The sequence below is a fragment of the Stenotrophomonas rhizophila genome (assembly GCF_003651185.1).
Taxonomy (GTDB): domain Bacteria; phylum Pseudomonadota; class Gammaproteobacteria; order Xanthomonadales; family Xanthomonadaceae; genus Stenotrophomonas; species Stenotrophomonas maltophilia_Z.
Map to the genome: position 1 here is coordinate 117,182 of NZ_RCDC01000004.1, position 17,536 is coordinate 134,717.

The window sequence follows — 17,536 nt, forward strand, 5'->3', positions numbered from 1 at the left end:
TCCTTGGTCCATCAATCCGTGGAGGGCGATCTTGGCCCAGCACGGATGAGGCGTCCATGACCGGAACAGGCGGTTGCCAGCGCTCAACCCCGTTCTCGTGCGCCGTGCGTTCAATGAGGTGTCATCGGATCAGGAGCGTCACATGGGACTCGCACTGCGCAGTATCGGTCTGCTCGCGCTGCTGTGCTGGCAGCTGCCCAGCGCCCACGCACAGGCGCGGCGTTTCCCGCCGCCACGCCCGCCGATCCTGCAGGTCGCCGGCGCCGAGGTGCCGGTGCGGCTGACCGAGGCCCGTATCGACAGTCGTGTCATGGCGGGGCTGGGTGAGACCACGATCGAGTTGACCTTCCACAATCCCAACGCGCGGGTGCTGGAAGGGCAGCTGGCGTTCCCGCTGGCCGCGGGCCAACAGGTGGCCGGGTTCGCACTGGATATCGACGGTGAGCTGCGCGACGCGGTGCCGGTCCCCAAGGCGCAGGGCCGCCAGGTGTTCGAGGCGATCGAGCGCCGCCAGGTTGATCCGGGGCTGCTGGAACAGACCGCCGGCAATCAGTTCCGGCTGCGGCTCTATCCCATCCCGGCGGGTGGTGAGCGTCGCGTCCGTCTGGTGCTGCGCGACAGCCTGCCGACCGTTCCGCAGGGCCTGCAGTGGTCACTGCCCGTGTTCTTCGCACGCCAGGCCGAGCAGGTGACGGTGAAGCTCGAGGCGAGGGGGACGGGCAAGCCGGTCGCCGTGGGCGCCAATCCACTGGGATTCACAGTGAAGACCGGCGCCTATGCGGCGCAGTGGCAGGGGCGGGGCGCGGATCTGCCTGCACAGCTGCAGTGGAGCCTTCCGCTCGCGCGCAGCACTGACGTGGTCACCAGTCTGCATGAGGGGCAGCGCTATCTGCTGGCCAGCGTGCCGGTGCGTGCGTCCACCGCGCCGCGCGCTCTGCCTCGGCGCATCGGCCTGCTCTGGGATGCATCGGGCTCGGCAGGGTCACGCGACCGCGCGGCCGAACTGGCGGTGCTGGATCGCTACTTCAACGCCCTCGGCACCGGTCAGGTCCAGTTGACCGTGCTGCGTGACCGCAGCGAAACGCCGCGGGAGTTCACCATCAACAAGGGCGACTGGTCAGCACTGCGCGAGTACCTGAGGGCACTGCCCAACGATGGCGCCAGTGCGCTGGGCGACTGGACGCCGAACCCGGCCATCGGCGAGTACCTGCTGGTCAGCGATGGCCTGGCCAACTACGGCAGTCAGACGCTGCCCACGCTGTCGCCCGATCAACGCCTGTATGCGCTGAGCAGCGCCGGTGCGAAGACCGACACCCCGCGCCTGCGCGCCTGGACCGGCGCCCATCACGGGCAGCTGCTGCAGGTGAGCAGTGAGGCAGAGGTGCCGGGCGTGATGTCGCTGCTGCTCCAGCAGCCGGTCGACGTGGCCGATGTTGTGGCACGTGGCGTGGAGGACGTGAACGTGGATGCCGCCAGCGCCACGCAGGGGTGGATCCGTGTCACCGGCCGCGTGCTGCGTCCCGATGCGACGGTGCTGCTGTCGCTGCGCGGTGGCGGCACCGATCCACAACCGATCACGCTCAACGTCGCGAACGCACGGGGGGTGGAAGGCGGAATGGTCGCCCACGCGTGGGCGAATGCGCGGTTGGCCGCGCTCGCCGCTGACCCGGCCGGGGCGCAGGCCGCCAAGGCGCTGGCGCAGCAGTTCGGGATGGTGACGGCCGATACGTCGCTGCTGGTCCTTGAGACGCTGGAGGACTATCTGCGCTACGGCATCCGTCCGCCTGGCCCGTTGCGCGCGGCCTACGACCAGCGCCATGCGTTGACGGTGGCCGATGCGGCAAGCGAGCGGAAGCGCCGCCTGGATGGCATCGCCCGCCAGTTCGCCGAGCGCGAACAGTGGTGGAACACGCGCTGGCCCAAGGATGCGCCGCCGCGACCCAAGCCGGAATCCCGATCCGTCGCCGCGCCAGTCGCCATGGCGATGGCCGCGCCACCGCCGGCACCTGCGGCGCCGATGGCGCTGGACCGTGTCGAGCTGACCGCCTCGGCGGTTGCCGATCAGGAAGAGGCAACCACCGAGCGCCGCGCCAAATCGGCACCCAAAGCCAACAATGGCCAGATCACCCTGACGCTGGCGCCGTGGGCACCGGATTCGGCCTATGCACGCCGCCTGCGCGATGCCACGCCGGCGCAGCTGTATCCACTGTATCTGCAGGAGCGCGAACAGCACGCTGGCAGCAGCGCGTTCTATCTGGACGTGGCCGATCTGCTGCTCGCCAGCGGACAACGTGATCTCGCACTGCGGGTGCTGTCCAACCTGGCTGAGATGCAGCTGGAGAACCGCCACGTGCTGCGTGTGCTCGGCTATCGGCTGATGCAGGCCAAGGCGCCGGCGCTGGCCGTGCCGGTGTTCCGCCAGGTGCTGGCGATGGGCGAGGAGGAGCCGCAAAGTTTCCGTGACCTTGGCCTGGCGCTGGAAGCGGCCGGGCAGTACCAGGCAGCGGTGGCATCACTGTATGAAGTGGTGGTGCGGCCGTGGGATGGGCGGTTCGACGGTATCTCGCTGATCGCGCTGGACGAACTGACCCGGCTGATCGCGCGCGAGCGTGTGGATGCTTCCGCGGTCGACCCGCGCCTGCGCCGTGCGATGCCGTTGGACCTGCGCGTGGTGCTGAGCTGGGACAGCGACAACAGCGACATGGACCTGTGGGTCAACGATCCCAACGGCGAGCGCGCGTACTACGGCAACCGGCTCACCTACCAGGGCGGGCAGATGTCGCAGGACTTCACCGGCGGCTATGGCCCGGAGCAGTTTTCGTTGCGTGATGCCAAGCCCGGCACCTACAGGATCGAAGCGAACTACTTCGGCAGCCGCGAGCAGCTGGTCACCGGCGCCACCACGTTGATGCTGCGCCTGAGCACCAAGTGGGGCAGCCGCGACCAGCGCGACCAGCAGGTCACGCTGCGGTTGAAGGACCGGGCGGAGACGGTGCTGGTCGGGGAGTTCGAGGTGAAGTAGCCGCCTAGCCGGCCCGCGGCGATCCCGCTGCTGCTCCAACGGCGGTGGGACTCTGCCCCTGCAACCGCTGCCGGCGCAGTCCGAAAAGAGGGCGCAACCAATCGACGCGACGGATCAGCCCTTCGTGCAGCAGCAGGCAGCCCGCCACCGTCCCGGCCACGACCAGCAGCGGCTCCCACCACAGCCCAAGATGCAGCGGCTTGAGCCAGAACAGGAGCGCGATGATCAGGCTCTGGTGCAGGATGTACCAGGGATACACCGCCTCGGTGCAGTACGGCAGCCAGCGGAATGGGCGATCCAGGTACACCTTGGCCCAGCCGAGCACGGTCAGCAGCACGGCCCACAGGTACAGCGACTGGCTGGCCATCACCTGCACCGTCCAGATGCTGTCCGGCCACTGCCGCAACAGGGAATCGGCCGGCAACACCCGCCCCAGGATGCGGATGCCGAAGTACCAGCACGCCGCAAAGACCGCCACCCCCAGGGTGAGCCGGCGCAGCTCGACCACGCGTGCCCAGAACGGGGTGGCGCGGGCAAGCAGATAGCCGGCCAGGAACACCGTGCCGTACTTGGCGTGCTGGTACCAATCGCCGAACAGCAGGTTGGTGGAGGGAAACAGGGGATCGAGCCAGGCCACCCAGCCGAAGGAGAGCAGCGAGGGCAATCCGATCAGCATCGGCGCCGGCGCCCGGGCATAGCGCTCCACCGCGCGGCGCACCGCAGGGGTATCCAGTACCGGCATCAGCAGCGCCAGCACCAGTGTGTAGACCCATAGGTAGGCCAGGTACCACAGGTGGTTCCAGGTGATGCGCAGTTGCCAGCCGGCAAACGTGTCCTGCGGCCAGGCCGGCATCTGCCAGTAGCGCAGCAGGAAGGCGCCGAAGCCGGGCTCGATCTGTCCGTTGGTCAGTGCCTCGGCGTAGGGCTGGATCGGCACCACGACGAACATTCCGAACAGCAGCGGCAGCAGCAACCGCCACGTGCGCAGCACGGCAAAGCGCGCGATGCGCGCCTCGGGCCGCATCAGGGCGATGGCGATACCGGAGAGCAGGAACAGCAACGGCATCCGCCAGCGGTTCACCAGCAGCATCGGCCACTGCAGCCACTCGGCGGTGTACTCGCTCTTGAGATGGAAGCCCCAGCCATCCACGTAGGCCATGGCGGTGTGATAGAGGATGAGCAGGGCGAAGGCGAGCACGCGCAGGGCGTCGATGTCGTGGCGGCGTGGCATGGACGGGGCAGGCAGGAAAGGAGACTGCACGGTGCGCAGTCGCCGCGCGGTCCGCCATGGCGGAGGGGCCTGCCGCCGGGGGCAAGTGACGAATGGCGGTCGCCAAGGGACGGGTGGGGCGCACTACCATGGCCTGATGAGTCAGGCTGACGACCCTTTGCGAATGGACGATTCAATGGCGAACGGACGTGCCGCGCGGTGGCGGCCGCGTGCGCGGATGCTGGTGTGGTCGGTCATCCTGTTGACCACGGCGGTGGCCAATGCGCTGGTGGAAGTGATGGATGCGGGCCGCCGTGGCGAAGACCTGGGCCTGTGGCAGCCGATGATCTGGGAGCTGAGCAGCGTCACGATGATCCTGCTGACGCTGCCGGTCCTGTGGTGGGGCTGCCAGCGTTGGCCGCTGCACGCCGATACCTGGAAACGACGGCTGCCGCTGTACCTGCTGGCCAGCGTGGCGTGGTCGCTGGTGCATGTCACCGGGATGATGGGGCTGCGCCATCTCGCTTATGCCGCGCTCGGCTACCACTACCAGGACGATGCCACCTGGCCGGTACGCTTGATGTACGAGTACCTCAAGGATGTCCGTGCCTTCTTCACCTTCGTGGCGATCGAGCACTTCTTCAGCTGGTTCGGGCGGCGCCGGCAGGGCGAGGCCCACCTGCTGGTGGCGCCGGATGATGCGCCCCCGGTGGACGCCGTGGAGCGCCCGGAGCGGTTTCTGGTGCGCAAGCTGGGCCGCGACTTCCTGGTCGCCACCGGTGATATCGAGTACGCCCAGGCGGCCGGCAACTACGTCAACCTGCGGGTGCGCGGGCACGACTACCCGCTGCGCAGCACCATGGCGGCGCTGGAAGAACGATTGGATCCGGCGCTGTTCGTGCGTGCCCACCGCAGCTGGCTGGTGAATGTGCGGCACCTGGTCTCGATCGAGCCGCTGGACGGGGGCGAGGCCCTGCTGCACATGGACGATGGCGGCCGGGTGCCGTGCAGCCGCCGGCAGCTGCCCTCGTTCCGGCAGGCGCTGGCCGTGCAGGGGGCGGCGTGAGATCAATGCGTACGGGGGGGGGGGGCGGCACCCCGCAGGCTTGGCCGGGCAAGCCCCGGATACGCTATGATGGACAGTCTTTTCGCACGCATTAATCGCCGACATGATCGAGCTCAATCCTGTCCGCCAGCGCATCACCGATCTCACCGATCGCGTGCTCTCGCTCAGGGGGTATCTTTGACTACGACGCCAAGAAAGAGCGTCTGGAAGAAGTAACCCGGGAACTGGAAAACCCGGATATCTGGAACAACGCCGAATACGCCCAGAACCTTGGCCGCGAACGCGCCAATCTGGAGAAGACCGTCGGCGGCATCGCCACGATCCTCGACGGCCTGGCCGAATCGGGTGAACTGCTGGAACTGGCCGAAAGCGAACAGGACGAAGAAACCGCCCTGGCCGTGGTCAGCGACCTGGACAAGTACCAGAAGCATGTCGAACAGCTGGAGTTCCAGCGCATGTTCTCCGGGCAGATGGATACCGCGGCGGCCTTCGTCGACATCCAGGCGGGCGCCGGCGGTACCGAAGCCCAGGACTGGGCCGAAATCCTGCTGCGCATGTACCTGCGCTGGTGCGAATCGCGCGGCTGGAAGACCGAGCTGATGGAAGTCTCCGGCGGCGACGTCGCAGGCATCAAGTCGGCCACGCTGCGCGTGGAAGGCGATTACGCCTATGGCTGGCTGAAGACCGAAACCGGCGTGCACCGGCTGGTGCGCAAGTCGCCGTTCGATTCGGACAACCGCCGCCACACCAGCTTCACCTCGGTGTTCGTGTCGCCGGAAGTCGATGACAACATCGAAATCGACATCAACCCGGCCGACTTGCGTACCGATGTGTACCGCTCCTCCGGCGCGGGTGGTCAGCACGTCAACAAGACCGAGTCGGCGGTGCGTATCACGCACATCCCGACCAACACGGTCGTGGCCTGCCAGACCGGCCGCAGCCAGCACCAGAACCGCGACAACGCGATGAAGATGCTGGCCGCCAAGCTGTACGAGCTGGAAATCCAGAAGCGCAACGCCGAGCGCGATGCCGTGGAAGCCACCAAGTCCGACATCGGCTGGGGCAGCCAGATCCGCAACTACGTGCTCGACCAGAGCCGTATCAAGGACCTGCGCACCGGCATCGAACGCTCCGATACGCAGAAGGTGCTGGATGGCGACCTCGACGAATTCGTCGAAGCGAGCCTGAAGTCCGGCCTGGCCGTGGGTGCCAAACGCACCGACGCCTGACCGTCGGGGCCGCCACGCGCGGCCCCGATCCGTTGTGCCCGGGCCACGCCCGGTTTCGCAATCCGCCCCGACCATCGGCATGATGGCGGGGACCGTCCCTCCCCCCCGACATACATAGACCCACGCCATGAACGATCAGACCGCCGCGCCGCAGCCCCCCGTCGACGAGAACAGCCTCATCGCCGAGCGCCGCGCGAAACTGACCGCCCTGCGCGGGCAGGGCATCGCCTACCCGAACGATTTCCGCCGCGAGCACTTCGCCGGCACCCTCCAGGCCGAGTTCGCCGATGCCGAGCAGTGGACCGCCGAAGCACTGGAAGCCAGTGACCGCCAGGTCAAGATGGCCGGCCGCCTGATGGCCAAGCGCGTGATGGGCAAGGCCAGCTTCGCCCAGATCCAGGACGAGTCCGGCCGCATCCAGCTGTTCCTGCAGGGCAGCACCCTGGGTGACGCCTACACCGCCTTCAAGGGCTGGGACGTGGGCGACATCATCGCCGTCGAGGGTGGGCTGACCCGGACCAAGACCGGTGAGCTGTCGGTCAAGGCCACCAGCATCCGCCTGCTGACCAAGTCGCTGCGCCCGCTGCCGGACAAGTGGCACGGCCTGGCCGACGTGGAGCAGCGCTACCGCCAGCGCTACGTCGATCTGATCGTGACTCCGGAGTCGCGCGAGGTGTTCATCAAGCGCTCGCGGATCATCCGCGCCATGCGCGCCTGGCTGGACAACCGCGACTTCCTGGAAGTCGAAACGCCGATGATGCATTACATCCCCGGCGGCGCCACGGCCAAGCCGTTCACCACCCACCACAACGCGCTGGACCTGGACCTGTACCTGCGCGTGGCCCCGGAGCTGTACCTCAAGCGCCTGGTCGTGGGTGGGCTGGAGCGCGTGTACGAGATCAACCGCAACTTCCGCAATGAAGGCGTCAGCACCCGCCACAACCCGGAATTCACCATGATGGAGCTGTACGAGGCCTATGCCACGTACACCGAAGTGATGGACCTGACCGAAGGCGTGATCCGTGACGTGGCCAGCAAGGTGCTGGGCACCACCACGGTGGAGTGGGATGGCGCCACGATCGATCTGGCCCCGGCCTTCCGCCGTTGGCGCATGGACGAGGCGGTGCGTCACCACAACCCGGAGATCAGTGCGGCCGACTGCACCGATCGCGATGCGCTGGTGGCCCACTGCGAGCGCCTGAAGATCCGCATCAAGCCTTCCTATGGCTGGGGCAAGCTGCTGCTGGAGATCTTTGAAGCCACGGTCGAGCACACCTTGATCCAGCCGACCTTCATTACCGACCACCCGGTGGAAGTCTCGCCGCTGGCCCGTGCCAACGATGACCAGCCGGGCTATACCGACCGCTTCGAGCTGTTCATCAACGGCAAGGAGCTGGCCAACGGCTTCTCCGAGCTGAATGATCCGGAAGACCAGGCGGCCCGTTTCCAGGCCCAGGTCACGGCGAAGGAGGGCGGTGATGACGAGGCCATGCATTACGACGCCGACTACATCCGCGCGCTGGAGTACGGCATGGCGCCGACCGGCGGCCTGGGCATCGGTATCGACCGGCTGGTGATGCTGCTCACCGGCAGCAGCTCGATCCGTGACGTGTTGCTGTTCCCGTATATGCGTCCCGAAAACTGAGACGTACGTCCGGGCGTGCTTGGGGCACGTCCGGATGGGGGTTCCGCTCCCGTGGCCGCGCGAGTATGGTTTCTGCGTGGCCTTAGCTAGGTGCTATGGCGTGATGGCCACGGACCATGACGGGTTGCAGGAGGTGCCTACACCGGCATCACACTGTGACGACGATCATGAACTGGGGTGTTCATGACGGGAGGCGGACCCATGCAAGGTGCCAGTGTCCAGAGCGGCGGAGTATCCTCTCCGCAGCATGTTCCAGTGTGGTCAAGGAAGAAGGCAGAAGCAGCCTTGAATATTGTCATCGTTGACGATCAGACGTCCGCGCGTACCATGCTGCGCCATGTCATCGAGGACATCGCGCCGGAATTGTCCGTGCACGACTTCGGCGATCCGCTGACGGCGCTCGCCTGGTGCGAGTCGCATGCCGTGGATCTGCTCCTGCTCGATTACCGCATGCCGGAAATGGATGGGCTCGAGTTTGCCCGCCGGTTCCGCCGCCTGCCCAAGCACCGCGACATCCCCGTGATCCTGATCACCGTGGTTGGCGATGAGCCGATCCGCCAGGCCGCGCTGGAAGCAGGGGTGATCGATTTTTTGGTCAAGCCGATCCGCCCGCGCGAACTGCGCGCGCGCTGCTACAACCTGTTGCAGCTGCGCCAGCAGTCGGAGAACGTGAAGCAGCGCGCGCTGTCGCTGGAGCAGCGGCTGCTGGCCAGCATGCACGAGGTGGAAGAGCGCGAGCGCGAGACGCTCTCGCGCCTGGCGCGGGCGATCGAGTTCCGTGATGCCGGCACCAGCGCCTATCTGGAGCGCATGGCGCACGTGGCGGGCCTGATCGCCGAGCAGCTCGGGCTGCCGGAAGAAGAGGTCAAGCTGATCGAGATGGCCGCGCCCCTGCACGACATGGGCAAGATCGCCATTCCCGATGCCGTGCTGCTCAAGCAGGGCAAGCTGAGCGATGAGGAGCAGGCGATCATGCGCCGGCACCCGCGCATCGGCTATGAACTGCTGAGTGGCAGCCAGAACCGGTTCATCCAGGTCGGCGCGCTGATCGCGCTGCGACACCATGAGCGCTACGACGGCAGTGGCTACCCGGATGGGCTGGTCGGCGATGCCATTCCGCTGGAAGCGCGGATTGTGGCGGTGGCCGATGTGTTCGACGCCCTGATCTCACCCCGTCCGTACAAGGAAGCATGGACCATGGAAGCCACGCTGGCCTATCTGTACGCCCAGCGTGGCCGGTTGTTCGACCCGCGCTGCGTTGATGCCCTGCTGCGCGGCCGCCTCCAGCTTGATGAGATCTGCGCACAGCACTCCACTGCGTCATCCCGCCCGGGGATGTGATATGCGTCGTCTGTACCCGCGCCTGAAGCAACGTCTGGCGCAGCGCCCGGATACCGAGCACGGCCAGGCGATCGTGCGCATCGTGCTGATCACCCTGATCCTGCTGTACGTGCTGATGCCGGGGCCGCGGCACGATCTGCCGCCGGCGCAGTACCACGGCGTGCTGGCGATCGTGCTGACCGGCCTGACCCTCTCGCTTGGGCTGTTCGGCTGGCTGCTGTGGCGGCCGGGGCGTTCGGATCCACGCCGGGTGGCCGGCATGCTGGCCGACTACGGGCTGATCGCCGCCGGCATGGTGCAGATGGGTGAGCCGCTGGCCTGGGTCTACATCGTGGTGATGTGGGTGACGGTCGGCAACGGCATGCGCTATGGCAACAACTATCTCTATGTGGCCGTGGCGATGGCCATGGTCAGCTTCGGCAGCACCGCGCTGCTTACGCCTTACTGGGAACGCAATGCGCGGCTGGCGTTCGGCCTGTGGCTGGGCCTGGCCGCGGTGCCGCTGTATTTCTCCACGCTGCTGCGCCAGTTGACCCGGGCGATGGCCGAGGCGCGCCGTGCGAGCGAGGCCAAGAGCCGCTTCCTGGCCAACATGAGTCATGAATTCCGCACGCCGCTCAACGGGCTGTCGGGCATGACCGAGCTGCTGGCCACCACCAAGCTCGATGAAGAGCAGCGCGAGTGCGTCAATACCATCCAGGCCTCCTCGCGCAGTCTGCTGGCGCTGGTGGAAGAGGTGCTGGACATCTCCGCGATCGAAGCGGGCAAGCTGCGCGTCACCGCCGAGGATTTCGCGCTGGCCGATGTGATCCAGGCGATCGGGCTGATCCTGCTGCCGCAGGCCAAGGCCAAGCGATTGGACTACCGCGTCAAGGTCGCCGATACCGTGCCGCCTTTGTTGCGCGGCGATCTCGGTCACCTGCGCCAGATCCTGCTCAACATCGCCGGCAACGCGGTCAAGTTCACCGACCATGGCCGGGTCGAAATCCGCGTCGGCGTGCTCAATGCCGAATCCAATGGCGGGGTGCGGCTGCGCTTTGACATCCTCGATACCGGCATCGGCGTTGCGCCGGAAATGCGCCCGCGTCTGTTCGAAGCCTTCGAGCAGGCCGATGTCAGCATGGCCCGCCGGCACGAAGGCACCGGCCTGGGGACGACCATCGCCAAGGGCCTGGTCGAGGCGATGGGCGGCGACATCGGCTACGAAGAAAACCCGCCGCAGGGCAGTCATTTCTGGTTCGAGCTGCCGTTCGCGCCGCCGCGCGTGCCGTTGGGCGCGGTCACCCCGGCCCTGGTCGGCGACGGGCTGCCGGACCGCAACGGCAATGTCATTGCCTTCGCCGATCCGTTCCTGCGCCACCGCGCGCGCGTGCGCAGCATGCACATCCTGGTCGCCGATGATCATGAGGCCAACCGGATGGTGCTGCAGCGCCTGCTGCAGAAAGCGGGCCACAAGGTGCTGTGCGTCAACGGTGGCGAAGCGGTGCTGGATGCGATGGCCGAGAGCGATTTCGATGCCGCCATCGTCGATCTGCACATGCCCGGCATGAGTGGCCTGGACATGCTCAAGGAGCTGCGCGTGATGCAGGCCGGGGGCGGTCCGCGCACGCCGGTGCTGGTGCTCAGCGCCGATGTCACCCCCGAGGCGATCCAGCGCTGCACCCAGGCCGGTGCGCACACGTTCCTGGCCAAGCCAGTGGTGGCCGTGCGGCTACTGGACGTGCTGGCCGACATCGCCTCCAACGGGCAACTCAAGGCCAGCGCGCCGATCGTGCGCACCGCCACCGTATTGGATGGCGTGCTGGATCCCGGCGTGCTCGACGAGTTGGCTTCGCTCGGCATGGGCGATGGCTTCGAGCGCGAGTTCATCCGCCAGTGCCTGGCCGATGCCGAGCAGTGCGTCGGTGTGGCGCTGGCCGACGGCGAGCGCGGCGATTGGGTGCATTTCCGTGAGCAGGCCCACGCGATCAAGGGCGTGGCCAGCAATCTGGGCCTGGTCCGCGTGGCCAACCGCGCGGGCGACCTGATGCGCATGGCCGATTGGCAGCTCAAGAGTGAGTGGCGTCAGCGCGTGACCCTGCTGCAGGCCGGGATCAAGGAGGGCCGTCAGGCACTGGATGCGCGTGCCCAGCGCAAGGCACAGGGGCACGCCGACGACGGCGGCGACATGCGCTGAGCGGGCAACACTAAAAAAAGCCCGGCGGCAGCCGGGCTTGAACAACACAGGGGAGGGGAGGACTCAGGCGACGTCGAGGGTGGCGCGGCGGGTCTGGGCCTTGATCAGGCGGTCCATGGTGCGCAGCGACTTGTCGCCCAGCGCCAGCGCCGAATCGACCCACACTTTGGTGATCTCCAGCAGTTCGTCGTAGCGCACGGCCTGGGCCAGGTTGCGCGCGGCATTCATCGCCAGGTACGAGTGCGGAATGCGCTGATGCTGGCGGATCAGATCCTCGACCGCCTTGACCCCCTGGCCCTTCGGCACCAGCACGTCGACCACGCCCATGGCGTGCATCTCTTCGGAGGAATACACGCGGCCGTCCAGGATGATCTTCTCGGCCAGTTGGGGGGCCACGCGCTTGCACAGGAACGAGTACGCGCCCATGCCCGGGAACAGGCCGAACAGCACTTCCGGCAGGCCCATGCCGCAGCCTTCCTCGGCCACGATGGTGTGGCAGGCCAGCGCCATCTCCAGGCCGCCGCCGAGCGCGTCGCCCTGGATCAGCGCGATCGAGCGCACGTCGCCACCGAAGCCGGTGTGCAGGTGGTGCACGCCTTCCACGCAGCGCTGTGCGTAGGTCAGCAGGCGGTCGCGGTTGCCCTCGCGGATCAGGCGGGTGAACAGATCCAGATCGCCGCCCAGGTTGTAGGCATTCGCATCGGAGGCGAGCACGAAATGGCGCAGCTTGCCGCTGTTGCGCTCGGCCGGTGTGCGGGTGATGGCGCTCATGAAATTCCACATTTCATCGAGCATGTCCTTCCGGCAGCACGGGCGGATGCCGCTGGCGGCATCGGCGTGCATGTACAGCCAATGGGCATCGTCGTTGCCCGTGGTGTCGGTGCGGATGGTGGCGTAGCGGTGGTTGACGGGCAGCTTTTCAATGGTGCTCATGGCGATTTCCTCGGAGGCTGGCCCGCTGGGAGGACGGTGGGCGGCGGGCCTGACGGGTCCACACGCCGCGATCCTACACCCCCGGCATCTCACGCAATGCAAAAGGCCCCCGCCGTTGCCGGCAGGGGCCCTGTGAAGATGCAGCCGTTGGGGAACCGTTACGGCGCGGGCGTATCGCGCAGCTCGCGGCGCAGGATCTTGCCGACGTTGGTCTTCGGCAGCTCCTTGCGGAACTCCACGATGCGCGGATGCTTGTAACCGGTCAGGTTGGCACGCGCATGCTCCTTGACCATTTCCGCGGTGAGGTTGGGGTCCTTCTTGACGATGACCACCTTGACCACTTCGCCGGATTTCTCGTCGGGCACGCCGACCGCGGCGACTTCGAGCACGCCGGGCATCATCGCGATGACGTCTTCAACCTCGTTGGGATACACGTTGAAGCCGGACACCAGGATCATGTCCTTCTTGCGATCCACGATGTAGAAGAAGCCCTGCTCATCCATGCGCGCCATGTCGCCGGTGTGCAGCCAGCCCTCGGCATCGACCGCCTGCGCGGTGTCCTCCGGGCGCTGCCAGTAGCCCTTCATCACCTGCGGGCCCTTGATGCACAGCTCGCCGACTTCGCCGGCGGCCAGCGTCTTGCCGGCGTCATCCTTCACGCAGGCATCGGTGGACGGGATCGGCAGGCCGATCGCGCCGTTGTACTCGGCCAGGCTGAGCGGATTGATGCAGGCGGCCGGCGAGGTCTCGGTCAGGCCGTAGGCCTCGACCAGGGTCACGCCGGTGACCTTCTTCCAGCGCTCGGCGACGGCGCGCTGCACCGCCATGCCGCCCCCCAGGGTGACCTTCAGCGAGGAGAAATCGATCTCGTCGAAGCCGGGCGTGTTGAGCAGGCCGTTGAACAGCGTGTTGACGCCGGTGATCGCGGTGAAGCGGGTCGCCTTGAGCTCCTTGACGAAGCCCTTCATGTCGCGCGGGTTGGTGATCAGGTAGTTGCAGCCACCGAACTTCATGAAGACCAGGCCGTTCGCCGTCAACGCGAAGATGTGGTACAGCGGCAGGGCGGTGATGATCACCTCCTTGCCCATCTCGATCCCCGAGGCGGAAATCCAGGCCGAAGCCTGCTGCATGTTGGCGACCAGGTTGCGGTTGGTCAGCATCGCACCCTTGGCCACGCCGGTGGTGCCGCCGGTGTACTGCAGGAAGGCGACGTCGTCGTGATCGATCTCGACCTTGGGCAGGGTGTGGCGGCTGCCCAGCTTGAGCGCCTGGTTGAAGCGGATCGCACCGCGCAGGCTGTAGTTGGGCACCATCTTCTTGATGTACTTCAGCACGAAGTTCACCACGATGCCCTTGGCGCCGAGCATGTCGCCCAGGCCGGTGGTCACCACCTGCTTGATCGGGGTATCAGCGATGACCTGCTGCACGGTGTCGCAGAAGTTGTCGACCACCACCAGCACGGCCGCGCCGGAATCCACCAGCTGGTGCTTGAGCTCGCGGGCGGTGTACAGCGGGTTGACGTTGACCACGGTCAGGCCGGCACGCAGCACGCCGAAGGTCGCGATCGGGTACTGCAGGCAGTTGGGCATCATCAGGGCAACGCGGTCGCCCTTCTTGAGCTGCAGCTCACCGAGCAGGTAGGCGGCGAACTGTTCGACCAGTGCGTCCGTTTCCCCGTAGGTCAGAACCTTGCCGAAACTGGAGTAGGCGGGGCGGTCGCGGAACTTGGCCACCGAGGTGTCGAAGACGGCCGACACCGAATGGAACTCGTTGACGTCGATCTCGGCGGGTACGCCTTTGGGATAACTCTGCAGCCAGGGTCGTTCCAGACTCATATTCCCCCTCCAGGAAACGTGGATGATGTAACGCGATGACGGAGAGTATCCGTCGTTTCATGCCTCGGCAGCATACCGTCCCGAATGGGAAACGCGAAGGGCCGGTGAAGAAAGGCGGCGGAGAGGGTTCCCGGGCGCGCTGTTTGCGACATGCCAGGTCGATGCCCACGACCAACGGTCGTGGGCTACCGTGGGGATCACGACCGTTGGCGGTGTGACCCGGTGCCGCCGAGCGCGCGGCGGCTGGCTTACTTCTTGCCCGCCAGCTGGCGCAGCACGTACTGCAGCAGGCCGCCGTGCTTGAAGTACTCCACTTCCTTCGGGGTCAGCAGCATCACATGCGCCTGGAAGGTCTTCCTGGTGCCATCGGCGCGGGTCGCGGTGAGGGTGGCCGACTTGCTGGCGCCATCCTCCAGGCCGGTGATGTCCACCACTTCCGAACCGTCCAGGCCCAGGCTCTGTGCGTTGTCGCCGTTCTTGAACTGCAGCGGCAGCACGCCCATGCCGACCAGGTTGGAGCGGTGGATGCGCTCGAAGCTCTCGGCGATCACCGCCTTGACGCCCAGCAGGTTGGTGCCCTTGGCTGCCCAGTCGCGGGAGGAACCGGTGCCGTATTCCTTGCCGGCGAACACCACCAGCGGGACGCCCTCGGCCTTGTACTTGACGGCCGCATCATAGATTGCCAGCTTCTGCGGTTCGCCGCCGTCCTTCGGGAAGTACAGCGTGTTGCCGCCTTCTTCGCCGCCGAACATCAGGTTCTTGATCCGGATGTTGGCGAAGGTGCCGCGCACCATGACGTCATCGTTGCCGCGACGGCTGCCATAGCTGTTGAAGTCGGCCGGCTGCACGCCACGCTCCTGCAGGAAGCGGCCCGCCGGGGAATCCTTTTTGATGTTGCCGGCCGGGGAGATGTGATCGGTGGTGATCGAGTCGCCGAACAGGCCCATCACACGCGCGCCGTGCACGTCGTCGATGTGGCCGACGTCCATGGTCATGCCGTCGAAGTAGGGCGGGTTCTTGATGTAGGTCGAGGTGCCATCCCACTCATACAGATCGCCATCGGGCGACTTGATGGTGTTCCAGCGGGTGTCGCCCTTGAATACGTCGGCATAGTTCTTCTTGAACATCTCCGGCCCGATGGTCGCGGCGATCACGTCGCCGATTTCCTTGTTGCTGGGCCAGATATCGCGTAGGTACACCGGCTGCCCATCACTGCCCGTGCCCAGCGGCTCGGTGGTCAGGTCGATATCGGTGGTGCCGGCGATGGCGTAGGCGACGACCAGCGGCGGGCTGGCCAGGTAGTTCATTTTGACTTCCGGGTGCACGCGGCCTTCGAAGTTGCGGTTGCCCGACAACACCGATGCCACCACCAGGTCACCAGCAGCGATGCCCGCGCTGACTTCGGTCGGCAGCGGGCCGGAGTTGCCGATGCAGGTGGTGCAACCATAGCCGACCACATAGAAACCGATCTTCTCCAGCTCGGCGAGCACACCGGCTTTTTCCAGGTAATCGGTGACCACGCGCGAGCCCGGGCCGAGCGAGGTCTTGACCCACGGCTTGCGGTCCAGGCCCTTGGCCGCAGCGTTGCGGGCGAGCAGGCCGGCACCGATCATCACCGCCGGGTTGGAGGTATTGGTGCACGAGGTGATCGCGGCGATCACCACCGCGCCATCTTTCAGGCGGAATCTGTGACCATCCAGCTCGACATCGCTGTAGCCCTTGGCCAGCTGTTCGTTGCCGACCGCCGCACCGCCGCCTTCGTTGACGAACTTGGAGACGTCGTCATTGCGCTTGTCGCGGTTGGTGGTCAGGCCGACCAGGTTCTCGCGGTAGTTCTGCTTGACGTCTTCCAGCAGCACGCGGTCCTGCGGGCGCTTAGGGCCGGCCAGCGACGGCTTGACCTGACCCATGTCCAGTTCCAGCGTGGCGCTGTAGCTGGCGTGCGCGGTGTTGGCGTCGTGCCACAGGCCCTGGGCCTTGGCATAGGCTTCGACGAGATCGATCTGCGCTTCGCTGCGGCCGGACAGGCGCAGGTAGGTCAGTGATTCCTCATCGATCGGGAAGATGCCGCAGGTCGCGCCGTACTCCGGCGCCATGTTGCCGATCGTGGCACGGTCAGCCAGCGGCAGATGCTGCAGGCCCTCACCGAAGAACTCCACGAACTTGCCGACCACGCCGTGCTTGCGCAGCATCTGGGTGACGGTCAGCACCAGATCGGTGGCGGTGGCGCCTTCGGGCATGCGGCCGGTCAGCTTGAAGCCGACCACCTGCGGGATCAGCATCGACGACGGCTGGCCGAGCATGGCGGCCTCGGCTTCGATACCGCCCACGCCCCAGCCGAGCACGCCGATGCCATTGATCATCGTGGTGTGGCTGTCGGTCCCGAACACGGTGTCCGGGTACGCCACCGCCTTGCCATTCTTGTCCGCGGTCATGACGACGCGGGCCAGGTTTTCCAGATTCACCTGGTGGACGATGCCGGTGTTGGGCGGCACCACCTTGAAGTTGTCGAAGGCCTTCTGGCCCCAGCGCAGGAAGCCATAGCGTTCCTGATTACGCTGGAATTCGATCTTGCCGTTGAGGTCCAGCGCGTCGGGCGTACCGAACACATCGACCTGCACCGAGTGATCGATCACCAGCTCGGAGGGAATCTGCGGATTGATCTGCTCCGGCCGACCGCCGAGCTTGACCACCGCATCGCGCATCGCGGCCAGATCGACCACGCAGGGCACACCGGTGAAATCCTGCAGCACCACGCGGGCCGGCATGAAGGCGATCTCGATGTCGGGCTCGGCCTTGGGGTCCCACTGGGCCACGGCCTGGATGTGGTCCTTGCCGACGGTGACGCCACCATCCTCATGCCGGAGCAGATTCTCCAGCAGGATCTTCATCGAGTAGGGCAGGTGGGAGATGTCGAACGTCTGTCCGAGCTTGGGCAGGCTGAAGTAGTCGTAGGTGGTGCCGCCGACGTCCAGCTGGCTGCGGGTGGAGAACGAATCGCTCATTGCAGATGACTCCTTTGCTGATGGCTTGCAGCGGCTGCGCCGGAACGCGCGCCTGCTTGCGGCTGCCGTCGGGC

General features: G+C 66.4%; 10 protein-coding genes. 6 read left to right on the forward strand and 4 right to left on the reverse strand.

The features are described 5' to 3' along the window. Window positions 1-142: 142 nt before the first annotated feature. Window positions 143-3,022: a VIT domain-containing protein gene (locus BCL79_RS00600; protein ID WP_121036693.1), complete on the forward strand. Its 2,880-nt coding sequence runs from the start codon at window positions 143-145 to the stop codon at window positions 3,020-3,022. 4 nt (window positions 3,023-3,026) lie between these two features. On the opposite strand, the gene BCL79_RS00605 is transcribed toward BCL79_RS00600, so the two are convergent. Further along, complete coding sequence (locus tag BCL79_RS00605; RefSeq protein WP_121036694.1) at window positions 3,027-4,253, reverse strand: acyltransferase family protein; 1,227 nt, start codon at window positions 4,251-4,253, stop codon at window positions 3,027-3,029. Between the two features lie 175 nt (window positions 4,254-4,428). Between BCL79_RS00605 and BCL79_RS00610 the strand changes: the two genes are divergently transcribed. From BCL79_RS00610 to BCL79_RS00630, 5 genes are all read left to right on the forward strand, one after another. After that, a complete protein-coding gene (locus BCL79_RS00610; protein ID WP_121036695.1) occupies window positions 4,429-5,298 on the forward strand; it encodes a LytTR family DNA-binding domain-containing protein in 870 nt (289 codons plus the stop codon). A 103-nt stretch (window positions 5,299-5,401) separates the two neighbouring features. Continuing rightward, window positions 5,402-6,527 (forward strand): peptide chain release factor 2 gene (gene prfB / locus BCL79_RS00615; protein WP_121036696.1). Its coding sequence is split into 2 segments (ribosomal slippage): window positions 5,402-5,476 and window positions 5,478-6,527, totalling 1,125 coding nucleotides; the frame shifts between segments, so codons are not numbered across the junction. Window positions 6,528-6,654: 127 nt separating this feature from the next. After that, window positions 6,655-8,172: a lysine--tRNA ligase gene (gene lysS, locus BCL79_RS00620; RefSeq protein ID WP_121036697.1), complete on the forward strand. Its 1,518-nt coding sequence runs from the start codon at window positions 6,655-6,657 to the stop codon at window positions 8,170-8,172. 201 nt (window positions 8,173-8,373) lie between these two features. Continuing rightward, window positions 8,374-9,513: a response regulator gene (locus BCL79_RS00625; RefSeq protein WP_121036698.1), complete on the forward strand. Its 1,140-nt coding sequence runs from the start codon at window positions 8,374-8,376 to the stop codon at window positions 9,511-9,513. A gap of 1 nt (window position 9,514) precedes the next feature. Next, window positions 9,515-11,689 carry an ATP-binding protein gene (locus BCL79_RS00630; protein WP_121036699.1) on the forward strand — a complete coding sequence of 725 codons (2,175 nt, stop codon included), beginning with the start codon at window positions 9,515-9,517 and terminating at the stop codon, window positions 11,687-11,689. Window positions 11,690-11,752: 63 nt separating this feature from the next. On the opposite strand, the gene BCL79_RS00635 is transcribed toward BCL79_RS00630, so the two are convergent. The 3 genes from BCL79_RS00635 to acnA form a co-directional block, all read right to left on the reverse strand. Beyond that, on the reverse strand, window positions 11,753-12,622 hold the full coding sequence (locus BCL79_RS00635) for a crotonase/enoyl-CoA hydratase family protein (protein ID WP_121036700.1): 870 nt from the start codon (window positions 12,620-12,622) through the stop codon (window positions 11,753-11,755). A gap of 158 nt (window positions 12,623-12,780) precedes the next feature. Next, window positions 12,781-14,457 (reverse strand): long-chain fatty acid--CoA ligase, encoded by a 1,677-nt coding sequence (locus BCL79_RS00640; protein WP_121036701.1) that lies wholly within the window; start codon window positions 14,455-14,457, stop codon window positions 12,781-12,783. A gap of 248 nt (window positions 14,458-14,705) precedes the next feature. Continuing rightward, a complete protein-coding gene (gene acnA / locus BCL79_RS00645) occupies window positions 14,706-17,462 on the reverse strand; it encodes an aconitate hydratase AcnA (protein ID WP_121036702.1) in 2,757 nt (918 codons plus the stop codon). Between the last annotated feature and the right edge of the window lie 74 nt (window positions 17,463-17,536).